This window comes from Gammaproteobacteria bacterium, assembly GCA_034522055.1.
GTDB lineage: Bacteria > Pseudomonadota > Gammaproteobacteria > JAABTG01 > JAABTG01 > JAABTG01.
Genome location: JAXHLS010000002.1, coordinates 2,889,874 through 2,903,579 on the forward strand (window position 1 = coordinate 2,889,874; position 13,706 = coordinate 2,903,579).

At 65.7% G+C, this 13,706-nt stretch carries 15 protein-coding genes; 7 read left to right on the forward strand and 8 right to left on the reverse strand.

Annotated features, from left to right (window positions below; genetic code table 11):
* Window positions 1-189 precede the first annotated feature (189 nt).
* Both U5S82_13905 and U5S82_13910 read right to left on the reverse strand, forming a co-directional pair.
* Entirely contained in the window at window positions 190-609 is a 420-nt protein-coding gene (locus tag U5S82_13905; protein ID MDZ7752724.1) for a putative toxin-antitoxin system toxin component, PIN family, read from the reverse strand.
* Window positions 593-838: a hypothetical protein gene (locus tag U5S82_13910; protein ID MDZ7752725.1), complete on the reverse strand. Its 246-nt coding sequence runs from the start codon at window positions 836-838 to the stop codon at window positions 593-595. The genes U5S82_13905 and U5S82_13910 overlap by 17 nt, the downstream gene beginning before the upstream one ends.
* Window positions 839-1,354: 516 nt before the next feature.
* On the opposite strand from U5S82_13910, the gene U5S82_13915 reads away from it, so the two are divergent.
* Window positions 1,355-2,878 carry a fumarate hydratase gene (locus U5S82_13915; protein ID MDZ7752726.1) on the forward strand — a complete coding sequence of 508 codons (1,524 nt, stop codon included), beginning with the start codon at window positions 1,355-1,357 and terminating at the stop codon, window positions 2,876-2,878.
* A gap of 334 nt (window positions 2,879-3,212) precedes the next feature.
* Here the strand turns inward: U5S82_13915 and U5S82_13920 are convergent, their stop codons facing one another.
* From U5S82_13920 to U5S82_13930, 3 genes are all read right to left on the reverse strand, one after another.
* The gene (locus tag U5S82_13920; GenBank protein MDZ7752727.1) at window positions 3,213-3,662 is read right to left on the reverse strand and encodes a rhodanese-like domain-containing protein; all 450 of its coding nucleotides are present in this window, start codon (window positions 3,660-3,662) and stop codon (window positions 3,213-3,215) included.
* 94 nt (window positions 3,663-3,756) lie between these two features.
* Window positions 3,757-4,485: an HAD-IC family P-type ATPase gene (locus tag U5S82_13925; protein ID MDZ7752728.1), complete on the reverse strand. Its 729-nt coding sequence runs from the start codon at window positions 4,483-4,485 to the stop codon at window positions 3,757-3,759.
* The gene (locus U5S82_13930) at window positions 4,416-4,631 is read right to left on the reverse strand and encodes a CDGSH iron-sulfur domain-containing protein (GenBank protein ID MDZ7752729.1); all 216 of its coding nucleotides are present in this window, start codon (window positions 4,629-4,631) and stop codon (window positions 4,416-4,418) included. Before U5S82_13930 ends, U5S82_13925 begins: the two co-directional genes overlap by 70 nt.
* A gap of 388 nt (window positions 4,632-5,019) precedes the next feature.
* Here U5S82_13930 and U5S82_13935 point away from each other — a divergent pair, with 388 nt between their 5' ends.
* The 5 genes from U5S82_13935 to U5S82_13955 all read left to right on the forward strand — a co-directional run bounded on the left by U5S82_13935 (window position 5,020) and on the right by U5S82_13955 (window position 8,472).
* Window positions 5,020-6,384: a hypothetical protein gene (locus U5S82_13935; protein ID MDZ7752730.1), complete on the forward strand. Its 1,365-nt coding sequence runs from the start codon at window positions 5,020-5,022 to the stop codon at window positions 6,382-6,384.
* An 84-nt stretch (window positions 6,385-6,468) separates the two neighbouring features.
* Entirely contained in the window at window positions 6,469-7,038 is a 570-nt protein-coding gene (locus U5S82_13940) for a peptidoglycan-binding protein (GenBank protein ID MDZ7752731.1), read from the forward strand.
* Between the two features lie 98 nt (window positions 7,039-7,136).
* Window positions 7,137-7,574, forward strand: coding sequence for a hypothetical protein (locus U5S82_13945; protein MDZ7752732.1), 438 nt, complete (start codon window positions 7,137-7,139; stop codon window positions 7,572-7,574).
* Between the two features lie 142 nt (window positions 7,575-7,716).
* On the forward strand, window positions 7,717-7,869 hold the full coding sequence (locus U5S82_13950; GenBank protein MDZ7752733.1) for a hypothetical protein: 153 nt from the start codon (window positions 7,717-7,719) through the stop codon (window positions 7,867-7,869).
* A gap of 27 nt (window positions 7,870-7,896) precedes the next feature.
* Window positions 7,897-8,472 (forward strand): hypothetical protein, encoded by a 576-nt coding sequence (locus tag U5S82_13955; GenBank protein ID MDZ7752734.1) that lies wholly within the window; start codon window positions 7,897-7,899, stop codon window positions 8,470-8,472.
* A 1,001-nt stretch (window positions 8,473-9,473) separates the two neighbouring features.
* On the opposite strand, the gene U5S82_13960 is transcribed toward U5S82_13955, so the two are convergent.
* From U5S82_13960 to U5S82_13970, 3 genes are all read right to left on the reverse strand, one after another.
* On the reverse strand, window positions 9,474-9,923 hold the full coding sequence (locus tag U5S82_13960; GenBank protein MDZ7752735.1) for a rhodanese-like domain-containing protein: 450 nt from the start codon (window positions 9,921-9,923) through the stop codon (window positions 9,474-9,476).
* Window positions 9,924-10,017: 94 nt separating this feature from the next.
* Window positions 10,018-12,246 (reverse strand): heavy metal translocating P-type ATPase, encoded by a 2,229-nt coding sequence (locus U5S82_13965; protein ID MDZ7752736.1) that lies wholly within the window; start codon window positions 12,244-12,246, stop codon window positions 10,018-10,020.
* Entirely contained in the window at window positions 12,243-12,458 is a 216-nt protein-coding gene (locus tag U5S82_13970) for a heavy-metal-associated domain-containing protein (protein MDZ7752737.1), read from the reverse strand. The genes U5S82_13965 and U5S82_13970 overlap by 4 nt, the downstream gene beginning before the upstream one ends.
* Window positions 12,459-12,727: 269 nt before the next feature.
* On the opposite strand from U5S82_13970, the gene U5S82_13975 reads away from it, so the two are divergent.
* Window positions 12,728-13,687 (forward strand): TIGR03790 family protein, encoded by a 960-nt coding sequence (locus U5S82_13975; GenBank protein ID MDZ7752738.1) that lies wholly within the window; start codon window positions 12,728-12,730, stop codon window positions 13,685-13,687.
* Window positions 13,688-13,706 lie beyond the last annotated feature (19 nt).

Consider the following 13,706-nt stretch of genomic DNA (forward strand, 5'->3'; position numbering starts at 1 on the left):
CGTTCAAGTGGATATCACACGCCCCGGAGTCCATCCAGATTTCGCCCTTTACCGCCCCCGTAATCAGTATCTTTTCTGGTTCTTTCGCGTCTTTCGCGTATTTCGTAGTTATCGCTTTTTTCTTTTAACGAAATACGCAAAAGAGACGAAAGCGAAAGAAACTGTCTCCGGAACCCGTGAACTCCGGTCTCACTTCTCGCCGGCGGTCCGCTTGACTGCTTGCGCCGCCGTAAGGATGGGGATGCCCTGGAAGCTCTTGAGCACGAGCAGATCGTCATCGCCGGAGACGATGGCATCGGCTTGAGCGGCGACGGCGGTGGCGATCACGGCATCGTCGTCGGGGTCGCGGACGGTGCGTTCAATGACCGGTGCCGTGACCAGTCGGGCCAGCATGCCGTAACGCTGCATGAGGAAGGCTGGGGTGATTCCTTGAGAATCCAGCATGGTCGCGAACTTGTCGCGAGAGAGCACATCGGCTAGCTCATCGAGCAGCACGCTGCTGGTGAACAGGGTGGCCCGTCGGTCTCGTGCCTGATCGAGTAGCCGGCGCGGCACACCGCCCCAGAGCAGGCCTGATATCACGATGTTGGTATCAAGCACCAGGCGCACGGGGTTTTCTCTGTGCGCGTACCGCGTTCACTTCTTGCTGAATCTCGTCCATCGTCATGGGTGGGAAGTCGGCTGCGGCCAGCTTGTCGGCGGCGGCGAATAGGCCATCGACGGCGCGGCGGCGCAGGTTCTCGCGCAACATGGCCTCGATGGAACCGGCATCGAGCAGCCCGGCGTCCTGGGCCTCTTTGGCCAGCGTGTCCGGTAAATCAATGGTCAGTGTGGTCATGGTGTGTACCTCAACGTGCCAGTTTCGATGCGTAAAAACTAACTCAAAGGTGCGGCCCGTCGCCACCATTTGACCATGCACACCATAAACTCTGCGCTCGCCGCGAGCAAAACAATCACCGACAGATTCTGCGGACGAGGCCTTTTTTCTTTCGTATCTTTCACGTGTTTCGTGGTAAAAAACTCTTAATCAGCACCTTTTCGCGTCTTTCGTAGTTGCCGCTTTTTTCTTTTTAACCACGAAATACGCGAAATACGCGAAAGTAAAAGCGATGACAGTTGGAGCGCACAGGTGCCCCTCCAACGCCCTAAGAATCATCGTGCCTTCACTCTTTCCGCACCCGTAATCCATACCTTTTCGCTTTTTTCGTGTCTTTCGTGGTTACCGCTGTTGTTGTTCGCTTTTGTCATTCCGGCGCATGCCGAAGCCCGGGTCCAGGCGGTCCGCGGGCGGGGCTTGTTACGGTCACGGTCATGACCTAGGGTGATACCTGATACCCAACCCAGAGAAGCGGTCATGACCACCATCCGTGCGGCCGATTTCATCACCAGCATCGCCGATGCCTTCCAGTACATCTCCTATTACCACCCGCCCGACTTCATCCACGCCTTGGGGGAGGCCTACGGGCGCGAGGAGTCGCCGGCGGCGAAGGATGCCATGGCCCAGATCCTGGTGAATTCCCGCATGTGTGCCGAGGGCCACCGGCCGGTGTGCCAGGACACGGGGATCGCGGTGGTGTTCGTGGAGGTGGGCATGGAGGTGCGCTGGGCAGGCGCCATGGGCATCGAGGAGATGGTGAACGAGGGGGTACGCCGTGCCTACACCGATCCCGCCAACGTGTTGCGGGCCTCGGTGGTGGACCCGCCCATGGGGGGGCGCCGCAATACGGGGGACAACACCCCGGCGGTGGTGCATATGCGGCTGGTGCCGGGGGACCGGGTGGAGGTGCGCCTGGCCGCCAAGGGCGGTGGCTCGGAGAACAAGTCCCGCTTCACCATCCTCAACCCCGCGGCCAGCGTCGCCGACTGGGTGGAGGAGGTGGTGCCGACCCTGGGGGCCGGGTGGTGTCCTCCCGGCATGCTCGGCATCGGCATCGGCGGCACCGCCGAGAAGGCCATGCTGATGGCCAAGGAAGCCCTGATGGAGCCCATCGACCTGGCGGACCTCAAGGCCCGCGGACCGCGGGACGATGTCGAGGCCCTGCGCCTCGAGATCTACGAGCGGGTGAATGCCCTCGGCATCGGCGCCCAGGGCCTGGGGGGCCTCACCACGGTGCTGGACGTGAAGATCCGCACCCACGCCACCCACGCGGCGTCCCTGCCCGTGGCCCTCATCCCCAACTGCGCGGCCACCCGTCATGCCCATTTCGTGCTGGATGGCTCGGGGCCGGCGCGCCTGGAACCGCCGCGTCTCGAGGACTGGCCGGCGGTGACCTGGTCGGCAGGGGCCGATGCCCGCCGGGTGGACCTGGATGCCGTCACTCCCGCCGAGGTGGCCACCTGGCGGCCCGGTGATCGCATCCTGCTCAATGGCCGCCTGCTGACGGGGCGGGACGCCGCCCACCGGCGCATCGAGGGGCTTCTGGCGGCGGGGGAGGGGTTGCCCGAGGGCGTCGATTTCCGGGGCCGCTTCATCTACTACGTGGGGCCCGTGGACCCGGTGGGCGACGAGGTGGTGGGGCCGGCGGGGCCCACCACGGCCACCCGCATGGATCGCTATACGGACATGATGCTGGGGGAACTCGGCCTGCTGGGCATGGTGGGCAAGGCCGAGCGCGGGCCCGGGGCCGTGGCCTCCATCGCGGCCCACGGCGCGGTGTACCTGATGGCGGTGGGTGGGGCCGCCTACCTGGTGTCCAGGGCCGTCCGCGAGGCCCGGGTGCTGGCCTTTCCCGAACTGGGCATGGAGGCCATCTACGAGTTCACGGTCTCGGACATGCCCGTCACCGTGGCGGTGGACAGCCGCGGCGAGTCGGTGCACCAGAGCGGCCCCGCCGCCTGGAAGAACCGCATCGCCGGCATCCCGGTACAGACGGCCTGAGGCCGTAGTTTCTTTTTAAAAGAAAAGAGCTTAACCGCGAAAGACGCGAAATAACGCGAAAGAAACAAGCAATTTTGGCTCGTGAGTAGAATCCGTGGGTGTAGAAGAGGAGAATTTCCTCTCGCCAAGAACGCCAAGAACGCCAAGGAACCTGTTTGATTGTCGGGATAAATCCCGACCTACATTCGTGCCGCTGGAACGGGCGCTGGGGGATATTTGTAGGTCGGGCTGTAGGTCGGGCTTCAGCCCGACAGCCCGCTGCGCATTCCCGTGCGTTTCGATGGGGCGGTGCTCGAGCGGCTTGGAGCGACGCTGTCCTCCTATCTCGGCCACCTCATTCTGGGTTTGCCCCCGGCGCGCGGCCGCGTTGCACGGGCAGGTCGAGGCGGCGCCAGGTGCGCATGTCGCCCTCCAGCTGGGTGAGGTTGGTGAAGCCGAGGTCCCTCAGGGTGGCGCGGGCGGCGCGGGAGCGGCTGCCGGTCTCGCAATAGAGGACGATGGGGCGCCCGGGATCCGCCAGGGTCTCGGACAGCTGCCCGATGCGGCGCCCTTCCACCAGCCGCGCTCCGGGGATGTGGCCGGCCAGGTATTCCTGCGGTGTGCGGATGTCGAGCAGCAAGGGTGGGTCATGGCCGGCCATGGTTTCCATCAGCTCCTCCGGCGCGATGCGCGGGTCCTGGTCCGTCACCACGTGGCGGTTGGCGAAGGCGGCCAGCAGCAGCACCAGGGCCACCAGCATCCAGGGCATCATGGACTTCGAAGGGGTCGTGGTCTGCTCGCTCATGGTCGACCGGGGCTTCAGCCCTTGGGGCTCAGCCAGAACCACCAGACGATGAGATACATGAGTCCCACGCCCACGAGATTGACGAGGAAGTCCGTCATCGCAGGGTCTCCGTCTTGAATCGAAGCAGGCGGCTGGCGTTGCTGACCACGGTGACCGACGAGGCGGCCATGGCCGCCCCCGCCACCATGGGGTTGAGCAGCAGCCCGAAGGCGGGGAACAGCAGCCCCGCCGCCACCGGGATGCTCACGGTGTTGTAGGCGAAGGCTCCAAACAGGTTCTGGCGGATGTTGCGTACCGTGGCCCGGGACACCTCCACGGTGTCCGCCACCGCCATCAGGGAGCCGCCCATGAGGGCCACGTCGGCGCTCTCCACCGCCACGTCGGTGCCGGTGCCGATGGCCATGCCCACGTCCGCCAGGGCCAGGGCCGGGGCGTCGTTGATGCCGTCACCCACCATGCCCACCTTCTGGCCCCGGGCCTGGAGTTCGCGGATGAGTTCGGTCTTGTCGGCAGGCAGCAGCCCGGCGTGGACCTCTTCGATGCCGAGTTCGGCGGCGATGGCCTCGGCCGTGCCTCGGGCATCACCGGTGGCCATGATGACATGGAGCCCGGCGGCCTTGAGGCGTGCCACCGCCGCCGCCGCGTCGGCCTTGGGGGGGTCGGATACCGCCACCGCGCCCACCAGCCGGCCCTTCCTGGCGACATAGACGATGCTGGCGCCCACGAGGGCGGTGGTGTTCACCCCCTTCGTGGCTATGCCTTGCTCCTCCATGAGTCGCTGGCTGCCGGCGAGGACATCGTCGCCGTCGACCTGCCCCCGCACGCCGCGTCCTCCTCGCCGAGGGTCGCGTGGGTGCCGTCGCAGAAGGGCTGGCTCGACGAGCGTCCGCAGGCGCACCACGAGTAGCGGCGGCCCTCCTCCAGGGTCACCTGGACGGGCCCGCGGGCGGCGACGCGTGGCTTCGGCATGAAAGCTTCTCTGGTTGGTAGGGCTTCTCGGAGCACAGACCCCACTCCGCCCCCGGGGTTCGCAGCGGGCGGGGAGCTTGCGTCCCGAAGCAGATTGCGCCCCCTCCGCCACGTTCCCTCCAGAACGAAGCAGCCGGGACGGCCGGCAGCGCCCGGGACCCAATGTTCCCATGGCGGGGCGAACGCCAGAGGGTCGCCGCGTGCATGGGTGTCGGCATTCTTTACACATCAACCGATGGTGTCGCGACGACTCGCGGCGATCAGCCTATAGCTTTATGATTCTACTATATATGTTTTTAATTGGCGCGAATCCTGCATTTTGTTCTGCCGAACCGGCTGTTCACCGCTGGAGTCACGTGGAGCCACGTTGAAAAGGAGAAATCAGCTCATGCATTGCCTTATTAGAACGATCACTTCCAGTCTGGCGCTCGCGCTTCTGCTCTCGGGCGGCGCGCATGCCATTATTCTGACAAACGGCACCGCTGATGGGGCCGTCGAGATCGACACGGATACATACGGGTCGTTTCGTTCAGCGTTGTTCAATCCGGTCGGCGGAATCGAACGGGCTGATACTACATTTGACAGCTTCGTCTACGTTCCTGACTTCGGCGGCGGACGGGCTCGCACCTCGGACGTGGCCACACGCAGCGCGACCATCGTCTCGGCATCGGACACGGAGCTGGTCACGAACTTCGGCTGGAATGCCCTCAACATCACGCTGACCCAGTCCCTGCAGGACTCGTTCGATGGCCCGGAGCGGGTGGGGACGGTGCTACGCCAGGAGTTCAGGATCCAGAACACGGGGGTCACGACCTCCTTCGACGTGGTGCGCTACCTGGACGGGGACCTCTTGTTCGACGGTTCGATTTCTGATGCCGGCGGTCGCATCCAGGTAGGAGGCTCGGAGATTCTGTTTGAGACCGACTCCACCAGCGACGGCAGCACCGCGACCACCTTTCTCGGCATCAGCCGAACCGTGACGGGCATGACGGAGCCCGTCGATGCGCCCCGCTACGAGATCAACCAGTTCTCCGGCCTTCGCTCGAAGATTCAGTCCGGCCTGGATCTCGACAACACGATCTTCGACGACGGCGACGGCGACGGATTCACGGACGGCACCTATGACGTCACGATGGCCCAGCAGAACGATCTGCGGATCCTCGAGGGCCAGACGGTCGTCTACACCACGAACACCCTGTTCGGGAACGCGGTGCCGCCGCCGCCCGGCTCCATCGCATCTCTGCCCCTGCTTCCCGACGAGATCGGGCCCGACGGTGGCTTCAACTTTAATGTCTCGACGGACGATGTTGATCCGTTCGAGACCTTCTTCATCGATCCCGAGATTGCAACCGGCTACACCTATACGATTACCGGAGCCGAGTTCGGGAGCGTCACTGCCCCAACCTTGGCTGCAGTCAACGACCCTGATGGATACCTCCTCGAGTTCGGCGCGACGGAGATCGCCCTGGCTCCCGGTGACTTCTACGCGTTTGCTCCCGGAATCACCGAATTCCGGATCACCGGCATCGATCCGCTCCTCGAACTCGACCCGACGGATCCGCTTGCTTTCGTTACGGGCGTCTCCTACCAGAACGCCGACCCCACTGTCGGCACTCTGACCATCACCCAGACGCCCATCGTGACCGACACCGATTCGAATGCCGTGCCGGCGCCTGGGTCGCTGTGGCTGATCGGGCTGGGGCTGGCTGTGTGGCGCACCCTGGGACGCAGACCGGTGACTTCCCTTGCCTGACCTTCAGAGCAAACGATGCTGAGATCTGTTTTGGCCGCCGCCGGGGAAACCCGGCGGCCTTTTTGGATGGTGATATGCCTTTGCGTGGCGGTGGCGCTGCTGGCCTTTCCGCCGGTCGAGACACACGCTGCGGACCCGGAAGGACGTTTTGCCGTGGACGGCGTAGGAAGTCGCCAGTGCGAGGACTTCATCAAAGCCGTGAAGTCGGAGGACGCCGTGCTGCTGCAGGCGTTCGGCAGTTGGACCAACGGCTTCTTCACGGGGGCGAACGTGTACGAGGAAGACACGTTCGACGTGACGCCCTGGCAGACTTCGGAGCTTCTCCTGGCGAAGCTTGTGAAGTACTGCGAGGCGAATCCGAAGAAGCGCTACGTGAACGCCGTCGGTCGGCTTCTTACCGCTCTGAAACCGGAGCGTCTCAGCCGGTCGAGCGAGCTGGTGTCGCCTCGGGTGGAGCAAAGGGCCGTGTTCGTTTACCGAGAGACGCTGGAACGGGTTCGGGAAGCCCTCGTGGAGGCCGGATATGATGTGCCCGAGACAGTCGCGGAGTTCGGGCCGGAGTTCGCGGATGCGCTCGTCGCCTTTCAGCGTGATCGGAAATTGCCGCTCACCGGGCTGCCGGATCAGCCGACGCTGAACGCGCTCTTCCAGTAGGCCCGGCCGGCGCGGGTTCGCCCCGGCTCGTTTCGCTGCCCCCGGGATGCTCTTCGGAGTTGCCAGCTTCAAGATCCGCGATCAAGGCGATAGACTGTATGGAAATACAGTACTTCAAGGGCGGGGATCATGTCTCCCACCGCCGCGGCATGCAAGGCCGAGAGGGACCGGTCGGCTGGTCGTTACCAGCGCCATCGTCCCGAGCAGGCCCTTCTCTACCAGCTCGTCGAGCAACATTACCCCGTGTTCGCTGCCCATCTGGCGGCGCAGGGCAGGAGGAAGAAAAGGAAAAAAAGAAAAGCCTCGTCAGCAGAATTCGTGGGCGTTGCGAAAATAATTTCCTCTCGCCAAAGGAGCAGCAATTCTTTTCCAGCCGATTGACGATGGGGGCCACTTTGATGCGAATGAAGTCTGTGGCCAGCCTGTCGAAAAATTTTACACTTTGCTTTGCCTTGCCTTGCCTTGCCTTGCCTTGCCTTGCCTTGCAAGGACCGATGAGTCATGAGTCCCGGATAAGTATTTGTTCTAAAAAATAATCCTGCGCATTCCTGTGGCGTTTCTGTGGGTGGTGGCATGGGATGTGCCTTAACCCCCGCGGGTGCCGCGGGCCGGACTTTGGGACGAGCCGGCGGCGTGATATCTGGGATTGGACCGGTAATGGAGAAGGAGGGGGAGAACATGGTTATTGAGCGGATAGTAAAGGGATGGGGTATGGCGGCAATGCTGATGCTGTCGGGGGCGGCAAGTGCGACGCTGTTTGACCGGGGTCGCGGTCTCATCTACGACGACGTGCTCGACATCACCTGGCTGCAGGATGCGAACTACGCGTAGACTTCCGGGTTTGATGCCGATGGCCTCATGATCTGGGCGAACGCGGTGGTTTGGGCGGACAATCTGGTTTTCGGCGGCTTCGACGACTGGCGGCTGCCCACCCTTGGTCCCATCGCCCCCCCCAACTTCAGCACGAGCCTCAGCAACAACGCCACCACGGACTGGGGCTGGGCGAAGACCACTACCGACGGCACGGACGGTGGCTGGCGCGACGGGGCCGGCAACCCGGTCTCGGAGATGGGGCACATGTTCTATGTGAACCTGGGGAACCTGGGGTTGTGTACCCCGAACGACGCTGACCCGGGTTCATGCATCACACAAACCGGCTCGGGCCTCGCCGACACCGGCCTGTTCGACAATCTTCAGTCCGGCGTCTACTGGTCCAGGTTGGAGCGTATCTCGAGCGCGTGGATCTTCAGCTTCGACAACGGAGGCCAGGGCACTAGCACTAAGATCAACGAGCGGTTCGCGTGGGCTGTTCGCTCCGGCGATGTCGCCGCGCAGGTCGTGCCGGTGCCGGCTGCGGCGTGGTTGCTGTGCTCGGGCGTGATGGTGCTGCTGGGGCTGGGCCGGCGGGCGCGGCGGCATTCGGCGCTTCGGTGATTCGGTGATTCGGGCCCTTTGGCCCTTTGGCCCTTTGGCCCTTTTCCCCTCCCCCGCCTGCGGGGAAGGCGTGAGGGGGGCAGGGGGAGGCCTCCCCCTGCATCGCCCGCAGGGCGATTTGTCGGAAAATTTGACAGTGGCCCGCTACCGGGAGGCAGGGTCAGGTCTTCCTTTTTGCTTTTTTCAGCCAGACGGTCTCTTATCGAAATAGGGTAGGGCAAAAGGCAAGACGTGATCCCGTGGATTACTCTCGGCAACCGACATCCGCGCCCGCAAACTGCCGAATTTCGTCGGCTGCCAAGAGCAGCCGACCTACGCCTCTCTCTGGCGCCAGGGGTCAGCCTGTAGGTCGGGATTTATCCCGACATCCAAGCCCGCCGCGCACACCCCGGGCCGGGCTGGTATTACCCGCGGGCTCCAAGTCCTGCCGGGCTTAACCCGGCATCCAGGGCGGTGGGCGCTACGGCCAGGGGTGGTGCCTCTGGCTTGCGCGGGTGCGGCGGTCCTGGATTACTCGCTGCGCTCGCTTGCGGAGGAGGGTCGGGGAGGGGGCGCGAGGGGGTGCCAGGGGGAGACCTCCCCCTGCATCGCCCGCAGGGCGATTTGTCGGAAAATTTGACAGATCGTAGGTTGGGATGAGGAACGAACCCCAACATGACCATGAAGATGGCGAATACCCGTTGGGGTTCGCAAGCTCACCCCAACCTACGATCTGGCGCGAGCGCATCGCCGCATATCTCAAAGTGAATTGGGTCCGGCGCTCGATCCCCGCGAGCGCCTGGCGCCGGTGGGCAATGGCATCGACTTCCTCGACTTCCTCGGCTACATCGTGCGCCGCGAGCACCGGCTGGTGCGCCGGCGTGTGGTCCAGCGCCTGAAGGACAACTTGGAGGGTTTCGAGGCCGAACTGGTCTCCGAGCGGGACGGCGTGCGGTGCGTGCGTTTCGATGGGGCGGTGCCGGAGCGGTTGGCCGCGACGCTGTCCTCCTATCCCGGGCACTTCATCCCGGGTTCGCCCCCGGCGCGCGGCCGCGTTGCACGGGCAGGTCGAGGCGGCGCCAGGTGCGCATGTCGCCCTCCAGCTGGGTGAGGTTGGTGAAGCCGAGGTCCCGCAGGGTGGCGCGGGCGGCGCGGGAGCGGCTGCCGGTCTCGCAATAGAGGACGATGGGGCGCCCGGGATCCGCCAGGGTCTCGGACAGCTGCCCGATGCGGCGCCCTTCCACCAGCCGCGCTCCGGGGATGTGGCCGGCCACGTATTCCTGCGGTGTGCGGATGTCGAGCAGCAAGGGCGGGTCATCGCCGACCATGGTTTCCATCAGCTCCTCCGGCGCGATGCGCGGGTCCTGGTCCGTTACCACGTGGCGGTTGGCGAAGGCGGCCAGCAGCAGCACCAGGGCCACCAGCACCCAGGGCATCATGGATTTCGAAGGGGTCGTGGTCTGCTCGCTCATGGTCGACCGGGGCTTCAGCCCTTGGGGCTCAGCCAGAACCACCAGGCGATGAGATACATGAGGCCCACGCCGGCGAGGTTGATCAGGAACTCCGTCATCGCAGGGTCTCCGTCTTGAATCGAAGCAGGCGGCTGGCGTTGCTGACCACGGTGACCGACGAGGCGGCCATGGCCGCCCCCGCCACCATGGGGTTGAGCAGCAGCCCGAAGGCGGGGAACAGCAGCCCCGCCGCCACCGGGATGCTCACGGTGTTGTAGGCGAAGGCTCCAAACAGGTTCTGGCGGATGTTGCGTACCGTGGCCCGGGACACCTCCACGGTGTCCGCCACCGCCATCAGGGAGCCGCCCATGAGGGCCACGTCGGCGCTCTCCACCGCCACGTCGGTGCCGGTGCCGATGGCCATGCCCACGTCCGCCAGGGCCAGGGCCGGGGCGTCGTTGATGCCGTCACCCACCATGCCCACCTTCTGGCCCCGGGCCTGGAGTTCGCGGATGAGTTCGGTCTTGTCGGCAGGCAGCAGCCCGGCGTGGACCTCTTCGATGCCGAGTTCGGCGGCGATGGCCTCGGCCGTGCCTCGGGCATCACCGGTGGCCATGATGACATGGAGCCCGGCGGCCTTGAGGCGTGCCACCGCCGCCGCCGCGTCGGCCTTGGGGGGGTCGGATACCGCCACCGCGCCCACCAGCCGGCCCTTCCTGGCGACATAGACGATGCTGGCGCCCACGAGGGCGGTGGTGTTCACCCCCTTCGTGGCTATGCCTTGCTCCTCCATGAGCCGTTGACTGCCGGCGAGGACGTCGTCGCCGTCGACCCGCCCCCGCACGCCGCGCCCGGTGAGGGACTCGAAGTCCACCACCACCGCCGGCTGGATGCCGCCCTCGGCGGCGGCCTTGACGATGGCGCTACCGAGGGGGTGCTCGGAGCCGATCTCGAGGCCGGCGGCCAGGGTCATCACCTCTTCCTCGGCGTGTCTGCGGGCGGGGAGCACGGCGGTCACGGCGGGCCTGCCCTCGGTGACGGTGCCCGTCTTGTCCAGCACGATGGTGGTCAGTTCCCCCGCCGCCTGGAGGGCATCGCCGGTGCGGATGAGGATGCCGTGGGCGGCCGCCAGGCCGGTGCCGATCATCACCGAGATGGGGGTGGCCAGCCCCAGGGCGCATGGACAGGCGATCACGAGCACGGTCATGGCGGTGACCACCATGTAGCCGGTGACGGGCTCGGGCCCGAAGTTGAACCATATCAAGGCGGTGAACACGGCGAACATGAGCACCGCCGGCACGAAGATGGCGGACACGCGGTCGGCCAGGCGGCCGATGGCGGGCTTGGCGGACTGGGCGCGGCGCACCTCGTTGACGATCTGGGCCAGCACCATGTCGCGACCGATGCGGGTGGCCTTCATGAGGAAGCTGCCGCGGCCGTTCACCGTGCCCCCCACCACCTCGTCGCCGGGGCGGCGTCCCACGGGCATGGGCTCGCCGGTGAGCATGGACTCGTCCACGTCCGACTGGCCCTCCAGCAACTCGCCGTCCACCGGGATGCGCTCGCCGGGGCGGATGCGCAGGGTCTCGCCCAGGCCCACCTGCTCCACCGCTACGTCCAGTTCTCGGCCGTCGCGGATGACCCGCGCCTTCTTGGGCTGCAGGTCGAGGAGACGGCGGATGGCCGAGGAGGTGCGCATGCGGCTGCGGGCGTCCATGGCGGTGCCGAAGTTGATGAAGGCGAGGATGAACACCGCCGCCTCGAAGTAGGCATGGCGCGCCAGGGAAGGGACGGTGTCGGGCCAGATGGCCACCAGCATGGAGTAGACCCAGGCGGTGCCGGTGCCCAGGGCGATGAGGGTGTCCATGTTGGCGTTGTGATGGCGGAAGGCCTTCCACGCACCAATATAGTAGTGGCGTCCGCCGTAATACATGGCGGCGGCGGTGATCAGGCCCACCAGGACCCAGAAGGCGCGATTGCCGGGGTCGCCCGTGACGGCGGGCAGCAGCCCCGCCATGCCGGAGATCATGAGTTGGGCGCCCCAGGCGCCGGCCACCGCGGCCTGGATGAGCAGGGTCTCCTGATGGGCCTTCTCCCGGCGCTCCTTCTCCAGGTCGTCCTCGATGCTCACCATCTCCGCGGCGTCGTAGCCGGCATCCTTGACGGCCTTCACCAGGGCCAGGGGCTCCACGTCCCCCTCCACCCGGGCGGTGTGTTCGGCGAAGTTGACGGTGGCGCTGCGCACGCCGTCGACGCCAGCCAGGGCCTGTTCTACGGCGCCCACGCAGCCCGCGCAGGCCATGCCGGAGATGGACAGGTTGTATTCGCCGGGGGTATCCGTCATGAGCCCGCTACGGCGGCGGGATAGCCCGCGGCACTCACGGCCGCGGCCACCGCCTGGGCGTCGGCATCCCCCGTCACCACGCCGCTGCTCCCCGCGTGGTTAAAGTGGGCGTCGGTGACCCCAGGCACCTCCAGGGCGGCCTGGCGAGCCGCTGCCTCACAGCCTCCGCACTTCATGCCGCTCACGGTCAAATGGATCTCTCTCTCTGGCATAGTATCCACTCCTTACAATATCGGCACTTTAACGTGAAAGTCGCGAAGCACGAACTCCCCCTCTCCCTCTGGGAGAGGGATGGGGTGAGGGAACGAACATGGCGATACGCGCTCCTCTTTCATCATCTCGGGCGGCGCGTATCGCCATGAGAGTTTATATGTGCGCGCAGATTATAACCGACCGGGGTCCGGGTAAATGGTTCTGCCGGCTGGGTGGGTGGCTGGCCTGCGTGATGGCCGCCTGCACGATGGACTTGGCGTCCCCGGCCATGGCAAGGGAGGCCTTGGGGCCCGGGGAGATCGCCGTGGTGGTCAACGTCAGGGACGCGGCCAGCGTGCGTGCGGGTCGCTACTTCCAGCGCCGTCGCGGGTTACCGGCGGAAAACTTCATTCGTGTAAGTTTCGACCCCGGCGACCCCGTGCTGAGGCCGCGGGCGTTCGCCGCTATCAAGGCGCGCCTGGACGAGCTCACGCCACCGGCGGTGCAGGCCTATGCCCTGGCCTGGAGCAACGTCACCCGGGTGGGGTGCATGTCCATCACCACGGCGGTGGCGGCGGGTTACGACCCGGCCTTCTGTGCCCGGGGTTGCGAGCCCACCCGTGAGAGCCCCCTCTACAACAGCCGCAGCCACCGGCCCTACGACGATTTCGGCTGGCGCCCTGCCATGCTGTTGCCGGCAGAGGATTTCCATCTCGCCCGGGACCTGGTGGAGCGGGGCATCGCCGCCGATGCCACCTTTCCCTTCGGCGGGGCCTACCTGCTGAGCACCTCGGATGAGCGCCGCAACGTGCGGGCCGCGGAATACGCACGGGTGGTGGAACTCTTCGCGGACCTGCTGCAGGTGCGGGTGCTGGAGCAGGACGCCATCCGCGACCGGGACGACGTGCTGTTCTATTTCACCGGCAGCAAATGGGTGCGGGACATCGACAGCAACCGCTTCCTGCCCGGCGCCCTGGCGGATCATCTCACCTCCGCCGGGGGACGGTTGGAAGGCGGGAGCCAGATGTCCGCCCTGGCGTGGATCCGGGCCGGCGCCACCGCCAGCTACGGCACCGTGGTGGAGCCCTGTAACTTTCCCCAGAAGTTCCCCTCACCCCTGGTGGCCATGGACCGCTACCTGGACGGCGACACCCTCATCGAAGCCTACTGGAAGAGTGTGGCCTGGCCGGGGCAGGGGATATTCATCGGCGAACCCCTGGCGCGCCCCTTCGGGGGCAAGGGGTCCTGATGCGGGGCGACAAGACGGC

Bases quoted from the DNA above. Each gene is read 5' to 3' on its own strand.
- U5S82_13910 (MDZ7752725.1), bottom strand. From the start codon at position 838: ATGACCACACTGACCATTGATTTACCGGACACGCTGGCCAAAGAGGCC.
- U5S82_13915 (MDZ7752726.1), top strand. From the start codon at position 1,355: ATGACCACCATCCGTGCGGCCGATTTCATCACCAGCATCGCCGATGCC.
- U5S82_13920 (MDZ7752727.1), bottom strand. From the start codon at position 3,662: ATGAGCGAGCAGACCACGACCCCTTCGAAGTCCATGATGCCCTGGATG.
- U5S82_13930 (MDZ7752729.1), bottom strand. From the start codon at position 4,631: ATGCCGAAGCCACGCGTCGCCGCCCGCGGGCCCGTCCAGGTGACCCTG.
- U5S82_13935 (MDZ7752730.1), top strand. From the start codon at position 5,020: ATGCATTGCCTTATTAGAACGATCACTTCCAGTCTGGCGCTCGCGCTT.
- U5S82_13945 (MDZ7752732.1), top strand. From the start codon at position 7,137: ATGGAAATACAGTACTTCAAGGGCGGGGATCATGTCTCCCACCGCCGC.
- U5S82_13950 (MDZ7752733.1), top strand. From the start codon at position 7,717: ATGGTTATTGAGCGGATAGTAAAGGGATGGGGTATGGCGGCAATGCTG.
- U5S82_13955 (MDZ7752734.1), top strand. From the start codon at position 7,897: ATGATCTGGGCGAACGCGGTGGTTTGGGCGGACAATCTGGTTTTCGGC.
- U5S82_13960 (MDZ7752735.1), bottom strand. From the start codon at position 9,923: ATGAGCGAGCAGACCACGACCCCTTCGAAATCCATGATGCCCTGGGTG.
- U5S82_13965 (MDZ7752736.1), bottom strand. From the start codon at position 12,246: ATGACGGATACCCCCGGCGAATACAACCTGTCCATCTCCGGCATGGCC.
- U5S82_13970 (MDZ7752737.1), bottom strand. From the start codon at position 12,458: ATGCCAGAGAGAGAGATCCATTTGACCGTGAGCGGCATGAAGTGCGGA.
- U5S82_13975 (MDZ7752738.1), top strand. From the start codon at position 12,728: ATGGCAAGGGAGGCCTTGGGGCCCGGGGAGATCGCCGTGGTGGTCAAC.